Source organism: Niallia oryzisoli (genome assembly GCF_036670025.1).
Taxonomy (GTDB): domain Bacteria; phylum Bacillota; class Bacilli; order Bacillales; family Cytobacillaceae; genus Bacillus_BD; species Bacillus_BD oryzisoli.
Window position 1 is genome coordinate 5,978,026 of record NZ_CP137640.1, and the last position, 18,567, is coordinate 5,996,592.

Sequence of the window (18,567 nt, forward strand, 5' to 3'; positions counted from 1 at the left end):
TTTAGGGGGTAGAGCACAGATAAGTCTCTACAACCCCATTCTATTCTTTATTCGAGGGCGGCGGCTCCGCCTACGATTTCTGTAATTTCTTGTGTGATCGCAGCCTGACGTGCACGGTTGTAACTCAAACTCAAGTTATGAATAATATCATTTGCGTTGTCCGTAGCACTCTTCATTGCTGTCATACGAGCTGCATGCTCACTTGCTTTACTGTCTAAAACAGCACCGTAAATCAAGCTTTCCGCATACTGTGGCAGCAAGACTTCCAGGATTTCCTCTGCAGACGGTTCAAACTCATAGGATGTTAACTTTCCAGAATTTGAAGCCAAGTCTCCGAATGGAAGTAATTTCTTCTCCGTCACATCATATTTGATGGCATTGACATAGTGGCTGTAGAATAAGTACAACTCATCAAATGTGCCATCAGAAAACATGCTGACTGCTTTATTCGTAAAGTCCTTTATATCGGCAAAAGCAGGCTGATCATGAAGACCAATAATATCGAGGATGACATTCATGCCTCTTTTTGTAAAAAAGTCCCGTCCTACACGGCCAAGTGCAATGATTGCAAATTCATCATTTGACTTGTGACGGCTTTTTACTGTTTGGTGTACTTGGCGCAAAATATTACTGTTATACGATCCGGCTAGTCCACGGTCGGCTGTAATGACAATATAACCTGTCTTTTTCACCGGACGTGATTTTAGCATTGGATGGTTAGAGTCCTTTGCTCCAAGTGCCACAGAGGTTGTGACCTCCTGAATCTTTTCCATATATGGAACAAAAGATCGAGCATTTTGTTCTGCACGGTTCATCTTCGCCGCAGAAACCATCTGCATCGCTTTTGTAATTTGACTCATCTTTTTAGTCGATGTAATACGTGACTTTATGTCGCGTAAAGATGCCATAGGTTCTCACCACCCTTGATCAACCAATACGGTTGGCATTTCTTAATCAAATTCGCTCGTCGAATTTGCGCCCGGATTTTTATCGAGCTCGCTCAATAAATTACCTTTAAAAAATCCGAGGCATCCGCCGGAGGCTTAACTTCATTCAGCCGGGGTTTAACCCATTCTTAATCAGAAGGCCTTTTTTCTCACATCACTACTTTTTAGAAGTGGAAGACTTCTGCAGAATGAAGTTAACGATCTATTACTCAGAAACTGCAAATGTCTTTTTGAAGTCATTGATTGCAGCTTTCATATCATCATCAGAAGGCAGTTCTTTCGTTGTTGCAATATGATCTAAGATGACTTCTTTACGGTTTTGATCTAACCATGCCAAGAATTCAGCTTCAAAGCGGCGGATATCGCCAACTGGAATATCATCTAAGAAACCGCGAGTAAGTGCATAAAGAATTGCAACCTGCTTTTCAACTTTTAACGGCTTGTTCAAATCTTGCTTAAGTACTTCTACAGTACGAGCACCACGCTCAAGCTTTGCTTTTGTTGCCGCATCAAGGTCTGATCCGAACTGCGCGAACGCTTCAAGTTCACGGTATGAAGCAAGGTCAAGACGAAGTGTACCGGCAACCTTCTTCATCGCTTTAATCTGGGCAGATCCACCAACACGGGATACGGATAAACCGGCATTGATCGCTGGACGTACACCAGAGAAGAACAAGTCAGATTGTAAGAAGATTTGTCCGTCTGTAATAGAGATAACGTTTGTTGGGATATAAGCAGAAACGTCCCCTGCTTGTGTTTCAATGAATGGAAGTGCTGTGATTGAACCAGCGCCTTTTGCATCACTTAATTTAGCCGCACGCTCTAGTAAGCGTGAGTGCAGATAGAATACATCCCCTGGATACGCTTCACGACCTGGAGGACGACGAAGTAATAATGATAATTCACGGTAAGCAGATGCTTGCTTTGTTAAATCATCATATACGATAAGAACGTGCTTACCGTTTAACATGAATTCTTCACCCATAGCAACGCCTGCATATGGTGCAAGATATAGTAATGGAGCTGGTTGTGACGCAGATGCTGTTACAACGATTGTATAATCTAATGCACCGTTTTTACGTAATGTTTCAACAACCCCGCGGACTGTTGATTCTTTTTGTCCAATCGCAACATAGATACAGATCATGTTTTGATCAGCTTGGTTTAAAATTGTATCAATTGCAACAGATGTTTTACCTGTTTGACGGTCACCGATGATTAACTCACGTTGTCCGCGTCCGATTGGAACAAGAGCGTCGATCGCTTTAATACCAGTTTGTAATGGCTCATGAACGGATTTACGATCCATAACTCCTGGTGCTAAATATTCGATCGGACGAGTTTTTGTTGTATTAATAGGACCTAAACCATCTACTGGTTGTCCGATTGGATTCACGACACGTCCAATTAGTTCTTCACCAACTGGAACCTCCATGATACGACCTGTACGGCGAACTTCATCGCCTTCACGGATATCATTGTATGGTCCTAGGATAACGATACCGACGTTATTTTCTTCAAGGTTTTGCGCTAAACCCATAACGCCGTTTGAAAATTCAAGAAGCTCTCCAGCCATGACATTGTCGAGGCCATGAGCACGGGCGATACCGTCACCAATTTGGATAACCGTACCTACATCACTCACTTGAATTTCAGACTGATAATTTTCAATTTGCTTTTTTATCAGCGCGCTAATTTCTTCAGCTTTGATGCTCATGAGTTTCACCCCTATCTACTAACTTAGCGTAACAATTGACGTTCCAAACGCTCAAGCTTGCCTTGAAGGCTGCCATCAAAAATACGGTTTCCGATGCGGACTTTTACGCCGCCGAGCAAATTGGAATCGACTTTATTTTCAATACGTAGAGATTTCTTTCCTACTTTAGCTGCAAATGTAGAAGAAAGGGCTTTGCTTTCCTCTTCTGTTAAAAGACGAGTAGAAACAACAGTTGCTTCTGCAATTCCTTTTTCTTCATTTGCCAATGTAATAAATTGATCTGCCACTTGAGCAATATGATCTTCTCGATGGCGGTCAATGAGAATTAATAAGGTATTTAGTACATACGGATTCACAGCTGAAAAAGCCTTGCGGATCAACTGTTCTTTTTCCTGCTTTGAAACCTTAGGTGACTTCAAAACCGTATTTAATCCCGTATTTCCACTTACTACTTCTCTCACTACACGAAGTTCTTCTTCCATTGGTTCAAGAAGTTGTTTTTCTTTTGCAAGTTGGAAAAGAGCATACGCATAGCGATTTGCTACTGCTGCATCACTCATCGCTCTTCTCCTATCTGCTTAATGTAATCATTAATTAATTTCTCTTGATCTTTCTCATTTAATTGCTTTTCGATTACTTTAGAAGCAATTAATACGGATAAAGAAGCCACTTGTTCGCGGATTGCCGCAACTGCCTGCTCCTTCTGCTGATTGATCTCAAGTTTTGCACTTTCTTTCAAGCGGTTTGCTTCAGCACGTGCAGCTGTGATAATTTCTTCACGCTGGACATCGCCTTGCTTTTTCGCATTCTCTACTAATTCTTGAGCTTCCGAACGCGCTTGCTTTAATAGTTCACGCTGTTCTTCTAATAGTTTCTTGGACTCAACACGACTTTGTTCAGCCGCACTGATTTCACCAGCGATATGGTCTTCACGCTGCTTCATGATGCCCATTAACGGACCCCAAGCGAATTTCTTCAATAAAGCCATCAATATGATAAACATAACAAGTTGGAATATAATATCCCCGCTGTTAAAGCCTGCATGTGCAGTGGCACCTAATACTAGACCGTTTGTTAACACCCTCGATTCACTCCCTTCAAGAGTTTAGCACTTCAATACTTTCATCTATAGAAATTTGAATCATTTCCAAAGTGAAATAACACAATTTTACAATTTACATGCATTTTTGCAAAAAAAAGATGATAAAGGAAAGGCGAAGGTTCTGTAAGATATCTTCGCCATTTTACACATCGATATGACTGGATTAGCCACCGATAACCATGAATGCAATAACAACCGCGATGATAGGAATCGCCTCAACTAACGCAACCCCGATGAACATTGTAGTTTGTAACATACCTTTTGCTTCTGGCTGACGTGCCATACCTTCAACTGTACGAGATACGATAAGACCGTTACCGATACCGGCACCAAGTGCTGCTAAACCAATTGCTATTGCTGCTGCTAAAAGACCCATTATAATATTTCCTCCTTAAATTTATGAAAATTATATTCTTTTTGTCCATAGTATGAACAGTGTATCTATTTTTAATGGTCTGAGCTCACTTTATGTGATAAATAAACCATTGTTAACATAGTGAAAATGAATGACTGGATTGCGCCGACAAAGACTGAGAATCCTTGCCATGCGAGCGTTGGGATAATGGCTGCGATTGTGCCGCCTACTCCTGTTGCCAGACCTCCGGCTAGAAGTCCAAGCAGGATTTCCCCCGCGTAGATATTACCGTAAAGACGAAGACCTAACGTTAATGTGTTAGCGAACTCCTCGATAATCTTAATTGGGAACATGAACCAAAACGGTTTGAAAAATTCCTTTCCGTAGGCCCCGAACCCCCTTAATTTAACACCATAATAATGTGACAAACCAATAATCATGGCAGCTAAAGTCAGTGTAACAGCAGGGTCAGCTGTAGGTGATTTCCACCACAGTACTCCGTCATATGTGACTGAAAACGGCAACCCAAGCATGTTTGAAACAAAGATATACATGATAATGGTGATCCCTAGTACATGGAATCTCCCGCCATCTTTCCAATCCATACTACTATTAATAATACCTTTGACAAAATCCATGACCCACTCCATGAAGTTTTGCATGCCAGTTGGCTTCATGGCAAGTCGTCTGGTAGAAAGAACTGCAATGATAAATACAATGACACTTGCAACTGTAATCATCAATACATTGGCTAAATTGAAACTTAAGCCTAAAAACTCTATTATAGGAGCTTCATGATTCATCTGTTATTCACCTCTCTTCCCCTACTATTTTTGCGATTGAAAAAGCTGTAGAAAACTATCTATCATAATGACAAGATAAGCTGTCATTAATCCAAAAACCACAGAAACAGGATGGATATACTCAGGATATTCCGCCGCCAGTAACACAGCGAAAATAGCTGCTGCCATCCGTGACATCATTCCGAGTGAGCGCATCTTCCCGCCCTTCTCCATCACTTTACCAAATTGGTCAATCTTTTTTACTAAAAGCCACAAATTAAAAAGGCTCAGGCTTGTACCAAGTATGAGTCCTAAAAATATTGCTTGATAGGACGTAAAGCCCCACCCAAGTACGTAAACAGCCAACAAGTAAACTATGTATTTGCGCTCTCTTGTGAACATCGTTTTAAATTGCAGCATTATTCATCGTTCTCCCGGTAGAAATGTTGTATCGTGCGGAAAATTGCGAAGATTCCCGTTGCTAATCCAGCGAGCAAACCAAGTATTAAGAACAATGGTGCCGTGCCGATTAGACCATCCAACCATCTTCCCAGGAAAATGCCAACTAAAATGGTGCCGACAAGCTGCGACAAAATGGCTGACATTAAGGCAATGGCTTTGAAAGGGCGACGATTTTGACTCATGAACTCAGTCTCCTTCAAACCATCCAAAATTTCGACAAAGTCCATTTCAAAAAAATACCCACAAAACCATCCTTTTTATTATAAGGTGTGTTTAGAAAAAAACCAATAAAGATTTTAAAATAATAAAAGGTAATATTTTGTGAATTTTATGTGCCAGCAATGATGTTGTCGAAAATTAGACACAAATTTTACGTGAAAACCTTCTCATTCTACCCTTGTAAGCATACAATAGCCACATTTCGCTTGTCAATTGGTTTGTAGTGAAAAGTCTGAAAATGTCATAATGACGCGGTTTGTGTTCACATTTTCTTCACATTTTCAACATTTCCACTATTGATAACTTGAAATCATTGTTGTACATCTATAGTTTTGGATATTTGAATATACATCTCGATCCAGTCCTCCTTCCCCGCTTTTCTGGCAAAGATTTTCGACATATATAAGCCGTCCGGCGGTAGTTTTTCGACAGGGATGTCCTGCTGGATTAGACCTTTACCCGTATTGCGTTTCCAATCCAGGTACTGCACAAATTGGTACGTATCCGGATCAAACAACGCTATTCCAAACTCTTCCGCTCCGCCCGGCAGATAAACTTCATAACGGTACTTGCCTTCACCGTCTCCGGCTCCAAAGTCAAACCCCATCACACGTGGGTAATTTGGCTCTTCCAAGACAAATAAATATGGGATGCTGATGTCTTTTCCATCCATATGAAGCGAGAGCTGTCCATCCTGGATTTTCTTCGTAAAAAAATTCGGATCTGCCGCCATCTCAATCGTTACCTCTTTTTTTTCGCCCCCTTCCAAATAAACAGGCAGAGGCATATGCCAAGTCAGTCCCGGTTCCTTTTTCGGAACCTCAAAAGTGACCTTTTGCGGCCTTTGCGACGTATTTTCAAGCGTAATAACTGCTTGGTGCTCATGGGGCTTATCAGACAGTTGAAACTTGCCAAACTGCAATGATGCAGGATAGATTAACACCTCTGCTTCAACCGCCTCCTTCAGCTGAATACGGCCTGCCCCTTGCTCATAAGTCTTGTAAAATTCACCGCTCCCTTTCCGCAGCGGCTTAGCATAATTCATGAGTGCCGCTTTGATTTGCTCCGGCCGCCAATCAGGATGGACCTGCTTAATCAAGGCACATGCACCGGCCACATGTGGAGCAGCCATGCTGGTACCCTGCAGGCTGAGATAGCCGCCCGGAATTGTACTAAGAATCGCCACCCCCGGGGCAAGTAAATCCGGTTTTATTTCCCAGGAAGTAGTGACCGGCCCCCTTGAACTAAATTCTGCAATAGTATCTTTTTCTTCTATTATATTAGTCCTCACTAGCACATATCCTTCTTCAATTTTTTGCGTCAACTCTTTTCCATCACTTTTTGAAATGCCCATAACTGGAATCTCGCTGGTTCGGTCAAGATTTCCGAAGAAGGGTCCCTTTGTATTATTATAGATAATAACAGCCCTCGCACCCGCTTTTTCTGCGTTCATTACTTTTTCAGAAAAGGTAATCTCTCCGCGCTCGATAAGGGCAATTCTCCCTTCAGCATGCTTTAATTGATTCGGTTTCCCCATGCCTCCGTCCACGAGTTCATAGGTACGGTCTAAATCCCACATAACAGATCCGAGCAGCGGCTCCAATCTTATCTGTTTGCCGTCAATTTCAATATAAGGGATTTTCATTGTCGGTGTTGAGGCCCCAACTGATATGGCTTTTGCCGCCGTACCAGGTGATCCGACTGACCAAACATTTGGACCTGAATTTCCCGATGACGTGACGGCGGTGATGCCGTGATCGACTGCATTGTTCAGCGCTTCACTTAATGGCAGGTCAGGACCGTTCACATTATTCCCAAGTGATAAGTTCAAAATATCGACCTTGTCCTTAATCGCCTGCTCAATGGCTGCAATCACCTGTTCAGTCGTCCCCATGCCGCCAGGGCCTAATGCACGGTAAGCGTAAATCACTGCTTCCGGGGCAACTCCTTTGATTCTTCCATTTGCTGCAATAATTCCAGCTACATGTGTTCCATGCAGGGTCGCCGCGCCGTCGATGCCCGTCGTCTCCATCGGGTCCCCGTCGCCGTCCACAACATCATGCCCGCCGCCATAGCTGTTCCTTAAATCCTCATGAAGGTAATCAATCCCGGTATCGATCACTCCTACTTTTACTCCTTTTCCAGTCAGCCGTCTGTGATCATCATCAAACATCCCTCTCACTTGGTCAGCGCCAATCATCTCGAGGTTATCACCTTGGTTCGGCAGTGCTTTGATATCAGTAGCATTATAGTGATTAACCACGGAAGACTGAGCAATTTCCGGATCCTTCGCCAGCTGCTCAAGCTGCTCTTTTGGTCCTTTAGCTGAAAAACCCTTTAAGGCATATTTAAAGGAATTTCTTACTGTAATGTTTGGATAACGTTTGAGTAGCTGATTAAGCTCATTGTCCTGAAGCTCATTTTTTGTGAGAAAAATCGCAACCTGCTCCATTTTCCCATCCTCTTTCGGAAGCGGAGGCACATTTAACACCCGGCTCTCCGCAACAGGAACCTGCTGCACTGGAATAATCGATATTAAAATAAATAATACCAATAAGCTACTGAGTTTTTTCATAAAGCGCCCTCCTTTTCCTTATGATTTTCTTATACGAGGGAATGTATGCAGAAGTAGAGGGCCGGTTCTTTTGCTTCGAATATATTCGCGGTTTTGCCGCACTTATCCACGGTTTCTTTGACTATATATCCGCGGTTTTCGACCATTTATCCGCGCTTTTTCACTGCATATCCGCACTTTTACTTTCTATGGAAAAATACACCATCCAAAAGGGAGAGCCAAGCCAAGCTCTCCCCCAATCTATATCAATTATCCCTTAAAAATCATTTGCCTTCTCAAGCAGGCTGGAGTCTAAATACTCATCTAAATTAATTTTATTTTTTACGACAGGATCGTCCCCATCGCTAAATTGCTCCACGAGCTTTTTCCAGGAATCTTTATAGATGTAGCCGTAGCCTTTTTCCGGATCGGTTGGGGTCGACAAGCCAATGAACGTGTCGAGGAATAATCTTCCCATTTCCTCATCGGTATATTGCTCCGGAACCGCCTTTTTCATCAACTCATAGGCTGCATCTGGATCATTTATTGCAAAATCCGTTGCCTTTGCCACCGCACGGGTTATTTTCTCCACTATCTCCGGATTCTCCTCCATGATTTTTCCATTTGCAATAATTCCTGTTGACGGGATTGATTTATATTCTTTCGGTACCAATGATCTCGATTTAAATCCTTTACCGTAAAGCGAAATCAAATCATGCGCACCGCCGCTGAAGGCATCGATTTCCCCTTTTTCAAACGCGGTTAAAATTGACGTTCCATCCGCCCCTATCGCCCGTATCGTCACATCTTGGTCAGGGTTTAAACCTGCGCTGGTTAAAATCGAGCGCACCATCGGAACCTCACCGCTGCCCAAATCAGTTACACCGATCACCTTCCCTTTCAGCTGTTTGATATCGGTCACCTTTGAATCCTCCGGGACCATAAAATCAAACAGATTGGTCGTATTCACTTGATAGACCATTTTGATATCAATCCCTTTATCCCATGCCGGCAGCACGGAGTTCACTGCAATAATTCCCATATCAATCGTTTCCGCCCCAACCTGCTGGACGACATACGATCCGCCTTTCCCTGGAAGCAGCTCAACTTCAATGCCTTCATCTTCAAAAAAGCCTTTATCCCGCGCAATATAAGCATAGTACATAGCAGTCCCCTCTGCTGCCAGTAATAGCGGAACCTTTTCACTACTTTTCCCATTTGAAGACCCCGCTACTTCCTTTGTTTCCGAATTTCCGCAGGCTGACAGCAGCAGTAATGCCAACAGCACAATGATCGACGTTAGCTTTTTCATCAGTATTCCCCCTCGTTATATAAGACTTATATATATAAACTCCGAAAAGATTAAATGATTTTATCGTGGTCACCCCAGAAAATGAGCTTGCGGTCAAGCCACTCAATGATCAGATACAGCAGTAACCCCACAATAGATAAAATTACAATCAAGGCATATACCTTGGCCATTTCTAATTGAAAATTGAACGTATCTAGGAGCAAGCCCATCCCTTCATTTGCGCCGACAAACTCACCGACAATCGCCCCGATTAAGGCAAAGGTTAAGGATGATTTCAGCCCGGCAAAAATATTGGGCAAGGCGGTTGGCAAGGATAGCTTGAAAAAAACATCCCTTTTCTTCGCCACCATCGATTGGAACAGCAGCCGGCTTTCTTCATCCACCGATTTCAAGCCCACCACTGTATTAACGAAGGTCGGAAAAAAACAAATCGTAATCGCCATCACAACCTTTGCCGACGGTCCAAACCCAAACCACGTTACAAAAATAGGTGCAAGGGCGATTTTCGGAACCGCCTGGAATACGACGATAAATGGATTTAATACCTTATAGATCATTACATTGGACGAAACGGTGATGCCCAGAATGATGGCCAAAAGTGAGCCAATTAAAAATCCGGCAATTGTTTCGTACATCGTGACACCGAAATGCAAATAAAAAAAGGATGACGTTAATAATTCCCAGGTTGCCATCGCAACCAACGATGGAGCCGGCAGTATCAGTTCATGGAAAACGCCGGTTCGGCTAAGGAGTTCCCACAGTCCCAACAGCACCACTAACAGGGTGATTGAGATGACGGTTTCTTTTTTCAAAAAAGGTCTAATCGTCTTTTTCTCTTTATTAATAATGACTTGGTTTTCTGTTGTGGCCTTCATGATCTCCCCACCCCCAATAGACTGCGAATATGTAAGACATGCTCCGAATACTGTGTCATGGCCATGGCTTGGTCGGTTCGCGGCTTTGGAATCCCAATCTTCAGATCCTCCAGAATATGCCCCGGATTGATGCCCATAACGATCACTCGATCAGACATGAGCACTGCTTCGTTAATATTATGAGTAACCAAAATGACCGTTTTTCCACTTTTCTCGGCAATATCCATAAGGGAAAAGTTCAAATTTTCCCGTGTAAATTCATCTAAAGCACCAAATGGCTCGTCCAATAGTAAAATATCAGGATCATTAATGAGGGTGCGGGCCAGGGAAATTCGCTGCTGCATCCCGCCTGAAAGCTCCTTCGTATAATAACTCTCATAGCCTTTTAGGCCGACCAGTTCAAGCAGCTCATGTATTCTGCTTTTAGCCGCTGCGATATTCCCGCCGGCAATCTCAACCGGTAACAGCAAGTTTTGTTCAACCGTTCTCCACGGCAGCAAAACGGCCTTTTGAAACATGAAGCCGATTTCTTTTCGCGGCCCTTTCATGACGTCATTCCCCACCATTAACTGACCACTTGTTGATTCAAGCAATCCGCCGATCATTTTTAATAAAGTAGACTTTCCACATCCACTTGGCCCAAGCAAGGAGATAAACTCTCCCTTTTTGATTTCAAGATTAATATCTCTAAGGACTTGATTTTGCCTATTTCCCTTTGGAAATGACTTGTACACGCCCTCCATCCTCACCTGTACCTTTGACTCATTGATTTGCTCAACAGTCGTACTCATGTTTGACCTCCTTTTTCCGGTAATAACATTTGATGATCTTTACATTTGATGATCTTTTAAGTTTCTTGCCTTGTGTTTATAAGAACGCATTTTTATGCGGAGTTCACCGTGCTGGACTTTATGTAACTTTCAGAATTGATTCTCGGGATTAAATATTCCACAACCTGAAACAAACCCCTTTAAAACCATTACCAACAAATACCAACACAATTAGTATCTTTTCACCGATTAAATTGACCTTTTTTCAGAGCACCTGAATGATACCGACAGTTCTTGGAGAGATTCCCCTGAATTTATGAGGGAATAACGGCAGTCTCTGGCGGATTTATTCGACCGATTTCAGACATCGGAAGCAGAGGGACGGTTCTATTGCTTCCCTTTTTCCTGGAGAAGAACAAAATTAACTGGTTTTAGTTCAGAAATTGGCCATTTTGCAAAAATGATTCCGTTTGCGGTTTTCTTGCAAGATTCGAAGAGGGAACGGGGTTTAAGTCATCAGAAAAAGGTTCTTTTTATAAAATCGGCGTCTAAATAATCATTAAAGAGACCTTTTTTCGGAGGGCCTGGAATATATCCGCGATTTTGGAGGTCTTATCCGCGGTTTTTGACCAGATATCCGCGGTTTTTGGGGACTTATCCGCGGTTTTTGACCAGATATCCGCGGTTTTTGGGGACTTATCCGCGGTTTTCCGCCACTTATCCGTACTTTTACTATTTTTAGAAAAAATACTCCACAAAAAAAACTGACCCCCTAACCGAGAGTCAGTTTTCCACCTTACTTATATTCTTCAGGCCGTACATCTAATTTTTTAAAATAAAAACGAATCGCCTCACAAATACGGCGGGAGGCTTGACCGTCACCGTACGGATTGGCGGCTTTGGCCATTTTTTCATACTCAGCCGGATTGGTCAGCAGTTCCTTTGCCATCCGATAAATTGTCTCTTCCTCTGTCCCCGCCAACTTCAACGTACCCGCTTCGATTCCTTCCGGGCGCTCGGTCGTATCGCGCAGCACTAGAACCGGCACGCCAAGGGATGGAGCTTCCTCTTGGACACCACCTGAATCTGTTAAAATCAGATAGGCCCGGGAGGCAAAGTTATGAAAATCAATCACATCAAGGGGTTCGATTAATTGAATCCGCGGGTCATTCCCAAGGATTTCATCGGCCACTTCAAGGACAGCCGGATTCATATGGACAGGATACACCACTTTGACATCCTCATGCTCTTCGACAAGCCGTTTGATGGCGCGGAACATGTTCCGCATCGGCTGCCCTAAATTTTCGCGGCGGTGGGCAGTTACTAAAATGAGACGGTCGTCCCCGACACCAAGCAAAATCTCATGGCTATAATCATCCTTAACCGTCGTTTTCAAGGCATCAATTGCCGTATTTCCGGTAATGAAAATCCGATCCTCCGGTTTATTCTCCTGCAGTAAATTCCCTGCTGACTTCGATGTCGGTGCAAAATGCAGATCGGCGATAACCCCTGTCATCTGGCGGTTCATCTCCTCCGGGAACGGTGAATATTTATTCCATGTCCTTAAACCCGCTTCCACATGCCCGACTGTTATTTGATTATAGTACGCGGCAAGACTCGCGACAAAGGTCGTCGTGGTATCCCCATGGACAAGCACAATATCAGGCTGAACTTCTTTCATGATGCGATCAAGTCCCTCAAGCCCGCGTGTAGTCACATCCACTAGCGTCTGGCGCTCCTTCATAATATTCAAATCATAATCAGGAACAATCTCAAAAATACTCAATACTTGATCAAGCATTTGCCTGTGCTGAGCGGTCACCGTTACAATCGATTCGAAGTGCTCCGGCTGTTTTTTCAGCTCCAGTACAAGCGGTGCCATTTTGATTGCCTCCGGTCTTGTTCCAAAAATCGTCATCACTTTAATGGGGCGATTCATACCTATCACCCTTTCTCTATAATAAAGTATTTCATTTTAATAAAAGAGAAGGTCAAATTCAACCTTCTCTTTCATTTGTTTATATTCAAGTATAAATTTAAAACAACAAGGTGCTTCCGCATTAGTTGTCCAGCTTCGACGCCTAGCCGCTCGAGTCAAAGCCAAGCCGGGGATGAGGTTAAAGAGCGAACCTCACCCCCGCCTCGACTTATGCTGGTCGCGGCGGGGTAAGGCGTCTCCGCATTTCGTTTTACTTCGTACCAAACAATCTGTCCCCGGCGTCTCCTAATCCAGGAACAATATAGCCGTGGTCATTTAATTTTTCATCTAGTGCCGCGATATAGATATCAACGTCAGGATGCGCTTCTTTTAACGCTTCTAAGCCTTCTGGTGCCGCAATCAAACACATGAACTTGATGTGTTTGCCGCCGCGCTTTTTCAATGAGTTGATCGCTTCGATCGCAGATCCGCCTGTTGCCAGCATTGGATCCACAACGATGAAGTCTCTTTCCTCCACATCGCTAGGAAGTTTTACGTAGTATTCAACCGGCTTTAATGTTTCCGGATCGCGGTATAGACCAATATGTCCAACCTTTGCAGCCGGGATTAATTTCAGAACGCCGTCCACCATTCCAATTCCGGCACGAAGGATTGGAACTAGACCAATTTTTTTACCTGTCAACACCTTTGATTGTGTTTTTTGAACCGGTGTTTCAATTTCGATTTCTTCTAAAGGCATGTCGCGCGTAATTTCAAAGGCCATCAATGTTGCCACTTCATCAACAAGCTCTCTGAATTCCTTTGTTCCTGTATCCTTTTGTCGAATGTATGTTAGTTTATGCTGGATAAGTGGATGGTCAAAAACATATACTTTTGCCACAAGAATCGCTCCTTTAGTACCTGTCTAATTTTGTAAAATCAGAGTCTGTTTTCACTTCGTTTTATTTTACAGAAAAAAGACCCTGAGGGCAACACGTAACAAAAAGTGTAAAAAAACAGACAACTTATCCCTAAGTGTAACAACTAACCAAAAGTTTAGCAAAAGCGCGCGTTGCGGTCGGCCTCACCTGCCCTGAACCCGTATACCGATGTCAGCCTCACTTTAACCTCACTTGCCCTAAAATTCACCAATACCCGCCTACAAAAAAACCGACCCCTCACAGAGGCCGGCTTTACTCTATTAATATTCAGGATATAGCACAAACTTGCCTGTTAATGCTTCAATACGTTGTCTTGCTTCATCTAATTTTGATTCGTCTTCATGGTTTTTCAATACTAAACCGATGATTGACGCAATTTCGTCCATATCTTCAAGACCGAAGCCGCGTGATGTTACAGCAGCTGTACCAATACGGATACCGCTTGTTACGAATGGCTTTTCAGGATCGTATGGGATCGCATTTTTATTTACTGTAATGCCGACCTCATCAAGTACATGCTCAGCCACTTTACCAGTTAGACCAAGTGAACGTAAATCAACAAGTAATAAGTGGTTGTCGGTACCGCCGGAAACAAGGCCTAAACCTTCTTTTTGTAATCCTTCAGCTAAACGCTTAGCATTGTCGATGACATTTTGCGCATAGTCATTGAAGCTGTCTTGAAGCACTTCACCAAGGGCAACTGCTTTTGCCGCGATTACGTGCATTAACGGACCACCTTGGATACCAGGGAAGATGGATTTATCAATTGCTTTTGCAAATTCTTCTTTACATAAAATCATACCGCCGCGTGGTCCGCGTAGTGTTTTATGTGTTGTTGTTGTCACAAAGTGAGCATGTGGCACTGGGCTTGGATGCTTTCCAGCTGCTACAAGACCGGCGATATGGGCCATATCTACCATTAGATAGGCGCCTACTTCGTCAGCAATCTCACGGAACTTTTTAAAGTCAATTTCACGTGGATACGCACTTGCACCAGCAACAATTAACTTTGGCTTATGCTGACGCGCTTTTTCTGCTACATCGTTATAATCAATGTATTGTGTTTCTTTGTCTACGCCATACTCAACAAAGTTATACTGAACGCCGCTGAAGTTAACCGGACTTCCGTGTGTTAAGTGACCGCCGTGAGCAAGGTTCATTCCAAGAACGGTGTCGCCTGTCTCAAGGATTGTAAAGTAAACAGCCATGTTTGCTTGTGCACCAGAGTGAGGCTGTACGTTCACATGCTCAGCACCGAAGATTTCCTTCGCACGATCGCGGGCAATATCTTCGACGATATCGACATATTCACAACCGCCGTAATAGCGTTTTGCTGGATATCCTTCTGCATATTTGTTTGTTAAAACAGATCCTTGTGCTTCCATTACTGCTTCACTTACAAAGTTTTCCGATGCAATTAATTCAATCTTTGAACGTTGACGGCCAAGTTCAAGTTGTATCGCTTTAAAAACTTTTTCATCTTGCTGTGCTACATGTTTCATCATTTGTCCCCCTTATCCTATATCCTGAATGAAATAATCTACGTAGTTTGAAAATTAACTTTTTATATCTTAACACGTTTTTCCGAATAATTGAATAGAATTTTTTCCAAAATATAAGGATTTTCTCCTTTTTTCGACTTTTCTACCTACTACAAAGCCCTCGCTTGTAAAACAAGGGCTTTGTAGTAGGTTTTAGTAGGAGTAATGACCTTGTTGGGCAATTTATTCCAATTCCCATATGCTCTAAAACCGAACATTCAGCTTTTCCTACAGATCATTTGATTAAACAGCCGATCAGATCACTGGCAAGACTTATTATCCTTTGTACTCTTATACACAGCCCGCTCTCCGCCAATGAGCTTTGGTCTAGTTTTGGCCAGGGTCACATGGGCATCTCCGATCGTATTGATGGATGCACGAATCGGAACGGCAACATGCTTTAAGTGCATGCCGATAAAGGTATCGCCAATATCGATACCGGCGTCAGCGCGAATGAATTCGACAACCACTGGATCGTTCATATGTTCATAGGCATAAGTTGCCATGGAGCCGCCTGCTTTACGGACAGGTACAACGGATACAATTTCAAATCCATGCCTTTCAGCTGTGGCCCGTTCCACCACAAGTGCCCGGTTTAAATGCTCGCAGCACTGAAAGGCAAGCTCAACCCCAGTGCTTTCCTGGAACTTTTTAAATTCATTAAATAGGATTTCCGCCGTTTCAATTGTCCCTGATGTTCCGATTCTCGCTCCGTTCACTTCGCTGGTACTGCAGCCAATTACAAATATCTGCCCTTGCCGCAGCTCAACTAGACTACGGAAGTCAGCTAGAATCTTTTGGGTTTGTTCTTGTATAGTCATTATGTGAAAGCTCATCCCTTTCCTTTATGTCAATTCATAATTGACTGGAAGTTCTTGTTGATTTTGGGCACCACTGCATCTCATTGGATACCGAATTAGCTTTTTTTCATTGTGTTCGGGCACCAATACACCCCATTGCGACCCATTTGGATTTTTCTCATTGATTTCAGGCACCAATAGGTCTTATTGGTTACCGATTTCCCTTTTTCTCGTTGCTTTTGGGTTCCAATAGGTCTTATTGGTGACCCTTTTTTCTCATTTACCTTCATTTCGGTCTCCAATAAGCCTCATTAGCGACCGTTTTTAACTTTTTACATAATTTTCGGGCTCCACTACACACCTCAGGACGCGCCTCACCCCATATTAATGCTGATTCTCATACTCCGTAATCTTCCCAACCCGGTTCGCATGACGCCCGCCTTCGAACTCAGCGGTTAACCATGTCTTCGCGATTTCCTGTGCTAAGCCAGGCCCGATTACGCGCTCACCCATGGCGAGAATATTGCTGTCATTATGCTCGCGGGTTACTCTCGCCGTAAACACATCATGCACTAACGCACAGCGGATTCCTTTTACCTTGTTTGCTGCAATACTCATGCCGATGCCTGTCCCACAGATAAGGATTCCTCTGTCAAATTCACCGCTAGCCACCTTTTCCGCTACCGGCAGCGCATAGTCTGGGTAATCCACTGACGTACCGCATTCACAGCCGAAATCCTGGTATTCAATACCAAGCTCGTCCATTAATTTTTTGATTTCCTCACGAATATTTACGCCACCGTGATCTGATGCGATTGCTACTTTCATTTTCGTTTTCCTCCTCGTTTTCGGTTAATTTCTCTCTCATATTAGTTTGTCATATTCACTCAAAAATAAATAGCACATTTATTCCAGTATTTTCCCCTTATACTTTAAACCTGGTTATCGTACTTTTCAATTTTTCCGCTTGCTCTTTTAACTCAGCCGTCAGCTGCTCGACGCTGGCCATAACGGCGGTCTGTTGTTGTATCGCAGCCATAACTTCCTGCGTGCCGGCGGACGTTTCCTCAGCAATCCCGGCAACTGCCTCAGACTGGTTCGACAACGCTTTGATACCAGCCATTTGGTTATTCACAAGCTGCTTAATTTCAGAGGTTGCGGCAGCCATTTGATTAATGCTGCTTGTCATTTCCTCCAGCGCTGTATTCGTTTCCGTACCTTTTTTTACCTCAAGGGCAGCATTTTCTACCTGTTTTGTGATTTGATGAACAACATTCTGCACGCCTTGCTGAATCGTTTTTACCTGACTGGTAATTTCCTTAACAGCCCGTGCGCTTTCATCAGCGAGCCCGCGCACTTCATCTGCGACAACGGCAAACCCTCTTCCATGCTCACCAGCCCGTGCTGCCTCAATTGATGCATTTAACGCCAGCAAATTCGTTTGCGCCGCGATTTCCCCAACAAGCCCAATCACACGCTCCACCTGACCGGCATTTTCCTCTAATTGCTTGACCGTTTGTAGTGAATACTGATGATCGTTTGCAAGGCTTTCGATTCCAGAAATCAGGGATTGGATTACCTGCTTGGAATGATGTAAATCCTTCACCATCTCAACTGACAGCGTTTCAGAGGTTACAGCCTTATCCTCCACCTGCGCGGCGATGCGGCTAACCTCCTCCATAGCTTCAGCCGTCTCTTGAATGGACACTGCTGAATGATCAGCCCCGGCGGCAATTTCGGTAATCGTAGAGGCAATGGCATTTGCCTGCTGCGATGCTGCTGCCGATTCTGCAGAAATCTCCATCACTTTTTGATTCGTTTCGTTAAAATTACATTCAATATTCTGAACCATGCCCCGTAGACTTTCCAGCATTTGGTTAAAAGCAATCCCCAGCGAACGAACTTCATTGTCTGATTTTGCCACATCAATATCCCGGCTGATTTCACCGGCTGCTGCCTGCAGCGCACCCTTTTCCAGTACCTTCAGCGGACTAATGATAAAGCCGGCAGCAATAAAGGCCAGAATCCCCGACCAAATGATCCCTAGTAATAACGTGATAATCGTAAACGTGATTTCGCCAAAATCAATAAAGTCTTTGACAAACGGGTACACAAAATAAATAATAAATGCACTGGTTGTATAGGTAATAATCGCTAACGTTGTTGTGAACACAACAAGCTGCTTTCTCAGTCCCCATTTATATTGTCGTCTCTCCTGCACTCTTTTGCTGCCTCCCTGTTAAGAATTCTTTTGTTGTAATATTGCTTCTGT

General features: G+C 43.5%; 18 protein-coding genes. All 18 read right to left on the minus strand.

From position 1 onward, the window contains the following. Window positions 1-47: 47 nt before the first annotated feature. Window positions 48-908 (minus strand): F0F1 ATP synthase subunit gamma, encoded by an 861-nt coding sequence (locus R4Z09_RS29720; RefSeq protein ID WP_338450211.1) that lies wholly within the window; start codon window positions 906-908, stop codon window positions 48-50. A gap of 244 nt (window positions 909-1,152) precedes the next feature. Next, the gene (atpA, locus tag R4Z09_RS29725) at window positions 1,153-2,664 is read right to left on the minus strand and encodes a F0F1 ATP synthase subunit alpha (protein ID WP_338450212.1); all 1,512 of its coding nucleotides are present in this window, start codon (window positions 2,662-2,664) and stop codon (window positions 1,153-1,155) included. A gap of 23 nt (window positions 2,665-2,687) precedes the next feature. Continuing rightward, window positions 2,688-3,224 carry a F0F1 ATP synthase subunit delta gene (locus R4Z09_RS29730; RefSeq protein WP_338450213.1) on the minus strand — a complete coding sequence of 179 codons (537 nt, stop codon included), beginning with the start codon at window positions 3,222-3,224 and terminating at the stop codon, window positions 2,688-2,690. Beyond that, window positions 3,221-3,745, minus strand: a complete 525-nt coding sequence (locus R4Z09_RS29735) for a F0F1 ATP synthase subunit B (protein ID WP_338450214.1) — start codon at window positions 3,743-3,745, stop codon at window positions 3,221-3,223. The genes R4Z09_RS29730 and R4Z09_RS29735 overlap by 4 nt, the downstream gene beginning before the upstream one ends. A gap of 184 nt (window positions 3,746-3,929) precedes the next feature. After that, window positions 3,930-4,142: a F0F1 ATP synthase subunit C gene (gene atpE / locus R4Z09_RS29740; protein WP_071393288.1), complete on the minus strand. Its 213-nt coding sequence runs from the start codon at window positions 4,140-4,142 to the stop codon at window positions 3,930-3,932. A gap of 71 nt (window positions 4,143-4,213) precedes the next feature. Further along, window positions 4,214-4,924, minus strand: a complete 711-nt coding sequence (atpB, locus tag R4Z09_RS29745; protein ID WP_338450215.1) for a F0F1 ATP synthase subunit A — start codon at window positions 4,922-4,924, stop codon at window positions 4,214-4,216. Window positions 4,925-4,948: 24 nt separating this feature from the next. Beyond that, window positions 4,949-5,323 carry an ATP synthase subunit I gene (locus R4Z09_RS29750; RefSeq protein ID WP_338450216.1) on the minus strand — a complete coding sequence of 125 codons (375 nt, stop codon included), beginning with the start codon at window positions 5,321-5,323 and terminating at the stop codon, window positions 4,949-4,951. Then, a complete protein-coding gene (locus R4Z09_RS29755) occupies window positions 5,323-5,547 on the minus strand; it encodes an AtpZ/AtpI family protein (protein ID WP_338450217.1) in 225 nt (74 codons plus the stop codon). The genes R4Z09_RS29750 and R4Z09_RS29755 overlap by 1 nt, the downstream gene beginning before the upstream one ends. Before the next feature lie 347 nt (window positions 5,548-5,894). Then, window positions 5,895-8,159, minus strand: coding sequence for a S8 family serine peptidase (locus R4Z09_RS29760; RefSeq protein WP_338450218.1), 2,265 nt, complete (start codon window positions 8,157-8,159; stop codon window positions 5,895-5,897). Between the two features lie 256 nt (window positions 8,160-8,415). Further along, window positions 8,416-9,450, minus strand: a complete 1,035-nt coding sequence (locus tag R4Z09_RS29765) for an ABC transporter substrate-binding protein (protein WP_338450219.1) — start codon at window positions 9,448-9,450, stop codon at window positions 8,416-8,418. A 50-nt stretch (window positions 9,451-9,500) separates the two neighbouring features. Continuing rightward, window positions 9,501-10,325 (minus strand): ABC transporter permease, encoded by an 825-nt coding sequence (locus R4Z09_RS29770; RefSeq protein ID WP_338450220.1) that lies wholly within the window; start codon window positions 10,323-10,325, stop codon window positions 9,501-9,503. Next, window positions 10,322-11,116, minus strand: coding sequence for an ABC transporter ATP-binding protein (locus R4Z09_RS29775; protein WP_338450221.1), 795 nt, complete (start codon window positions 11,114-11,116; stop codon window positions 10,322-10,324). Before R4Z09_RS29775 ends, R4Z09_RS29770 begins: the two co-directional genes overlap by 4 nt. 775 nt (window positions 11,117-11,891) lie before the next feature. Further along, window positions 11,892-13,034 (minus strand): non-hydrolyzing UDP-N-acetylglucosamine 2-epimerase, encoded by a 1,143-nt coding sequence (gene wecB, locus R4Z09_RS29780; RefSeq protein WP_338450222.1) that lies wholly within the window; start codon window positions 13,032-13,034, stop codon window positions 11,892-11,894. Between the two features lie 250 nt (window positions 13,035-13,284). Beyond that, window positions 13,285-13,914, minus strand: a complete 630-nt coding sequence (gene upp / locus R4Z09_RS29785; RefSeq protein ID WP_338450223.1) for a uracil phosphoribosyltransferase — start codon at window positions 13,912-13,914, stop codon at window positions 13,285-13,287. A 300-nt stretch (window positions 13,915-14,214) separates the two neighbouring features. Then, window positions 14,215-15,456: a serine hydroxymethyltransferase gene (gene glyA / locus R4Z09_RS29790; RefSeq protein WP_338450224.1), complete on the minus strand. Its 1,242-nt coding sequence runs from the start codon at window positions 15,454-15,456 to the stop codon at window positions 14,215-14,217. A gap of 299 nt (window positions 15,457-15,755) precedes the next feature. Continuing rightward, window positions 15,756-16,316 carry a TIGR01440 family protein gene (locus R4Z09_RS29795; protein ID WP_338450225.1) on the minus strand — a complete coding sequence of 187 codons (561 nt, stop codon included), beginning with the start codon at window positions 16,314-16,316 and terminating at the stop codon, window positions 15,756-15,758. A gap of 363 nt (window positions 16,317-16,679) precedes the next feature. Next, window positions 16,680-17,123: a ribose 5-phosphate isomerase B gene (gene rpiB, locus R4Z09_RS29800; RefSeq protein ID WP_338450226.1), complete on the minus strand. Its 444-nt coding sequence runs from the start codon at window positions 17,121-17,123 to the stop codon at window positions 16,680-16,682. Window positions 17,124-17,220: 97 nt separating this feature from the next. Then, on the minus strand, window positions 17,221-18,516 hold the full coding sequence (locus tag R4Z09_RS29805) for a methyl-accepting chemotaxis protein (protein ID WP_338450227.1): 1,296 nt from the start codon (window positions 18,514-18,516) through the stop codon (window positions 17,221-17,223). Window positions 18,517-18,567 lie beyond the last annotated feature (51 nt).

What these genes read in the sequence shown, in the direction of transcription:
- wecB (WP_338450222.1), bottom strand. Translation starts at nt 13,034, where the DNA reads ATGAATCGCCCCATTAAAGTGATGACGATTTTTGGAACAAGACCGGAG.
- R4Z09_RS29775 (WP_338450221.1), bottom strand. Translation starts at nt 11,116, where the DNA reads ATGAGTACGACTGTTGAGCAAATCAATGAGTCAAAGGTACAGGTGAGG.
- R4Z09_RS29760 (WP_338450218.1), bottom strand. Translation starts at nt 8,159, where the DNA reads ATGAAAAAACTCAGTAGCTTATTGGTATTATTTATTTTAATATCGATT.
- R4Z09_RS29720 (WP_338450211.1), bottom strand. Translation starts at nt 908, where the DNA reads ATGGCATCTTTACGCGACATAAAGTCACGTATTACATCGACTAAAAAG.
- R4Z09_RS29730 (WP_338450213.1), bottom strand. Translation starts at nt 3,224, where the DNA reads ATGAGTGATGCAGCAGTAGCAAATCGCTATGCGTATGCTCTTTTCCAA.
- atpB (WP_338450215.1), bottom strand. Translation starts at nt 4,924, where the DNA reads ATGAATCATGAAGCTCCTATAATAGAGTTTTTAGGCTTAAGTTTCAAT.
- rpiB (WP_338450226.1), bottom strand. Translation starts at nt 17,123, where the DNA reads ATGAAAGTAGCAATCGCATCAGATCACGGTGGCGTAAATATTCGTGAG.
- atpA (WP_338450212.1), bottom strand. Translation starts at nt 2,664, where the DNA reads ATGAGCATCAAAGCTGAAGAAATTAGCGCGCTGATAAAAAAGCAAATT.
- R4Z09_RS29770 (WP_338450220.1), bottom strand. Translation starts at nt 10,325, where the DNA reads ATGAAGGCCACAACAGAAAACCAAGTCATTATTAATAAAGAGAAAAAG.
- R4Z09_RS29750 (WP_338450216.1), bottom strand. Translation starts at nt 5,323, where the DNA reads ATGCTGCAATTTAAAACGATGTTCACAAGAGAGCGCAAATACATAGTT.
- glyA (WP_338450224.1), bottom strand. Translation starts at nt 15,456, where the DNA reads ATGAAACATGTAGCACAGCAAGATGAAAAAGTTTTTAAAGCGATACAA.
- R4Z09_RS29755 (WP_338450217.1), bottom strand. Translation starts at nt 5,547, where the DNA reads ATGAGTCAAAATCGTCGCCCTTTCAAAGCCATTGCCTTAATGTCAGCC.
- atpE (WP_071393288.1), bottom strand. Translation starts at nt 4,142, where the DNA reads ATGGGTCTTTTAGCAGCAGCAATAGCAATTGGTTTAGCAGCACTTGGT.
- R4Z09_RS29765 (WP_338450219.1), bottom strand. Translation starts at nt 9,450, where the DNA reads ATGAAAAAGCTAACGTCGATCATTGTGCTGTTGGCATTACTGCTGCTG.
- R4Z09_RS29795 (WP_338450225.1), bottom strand. Translation starts at nt 16,316, where the DNA reads ATGACTATACAAGAACAAACCCAAAAGATTCTAGCTGACTTCCGTAGT.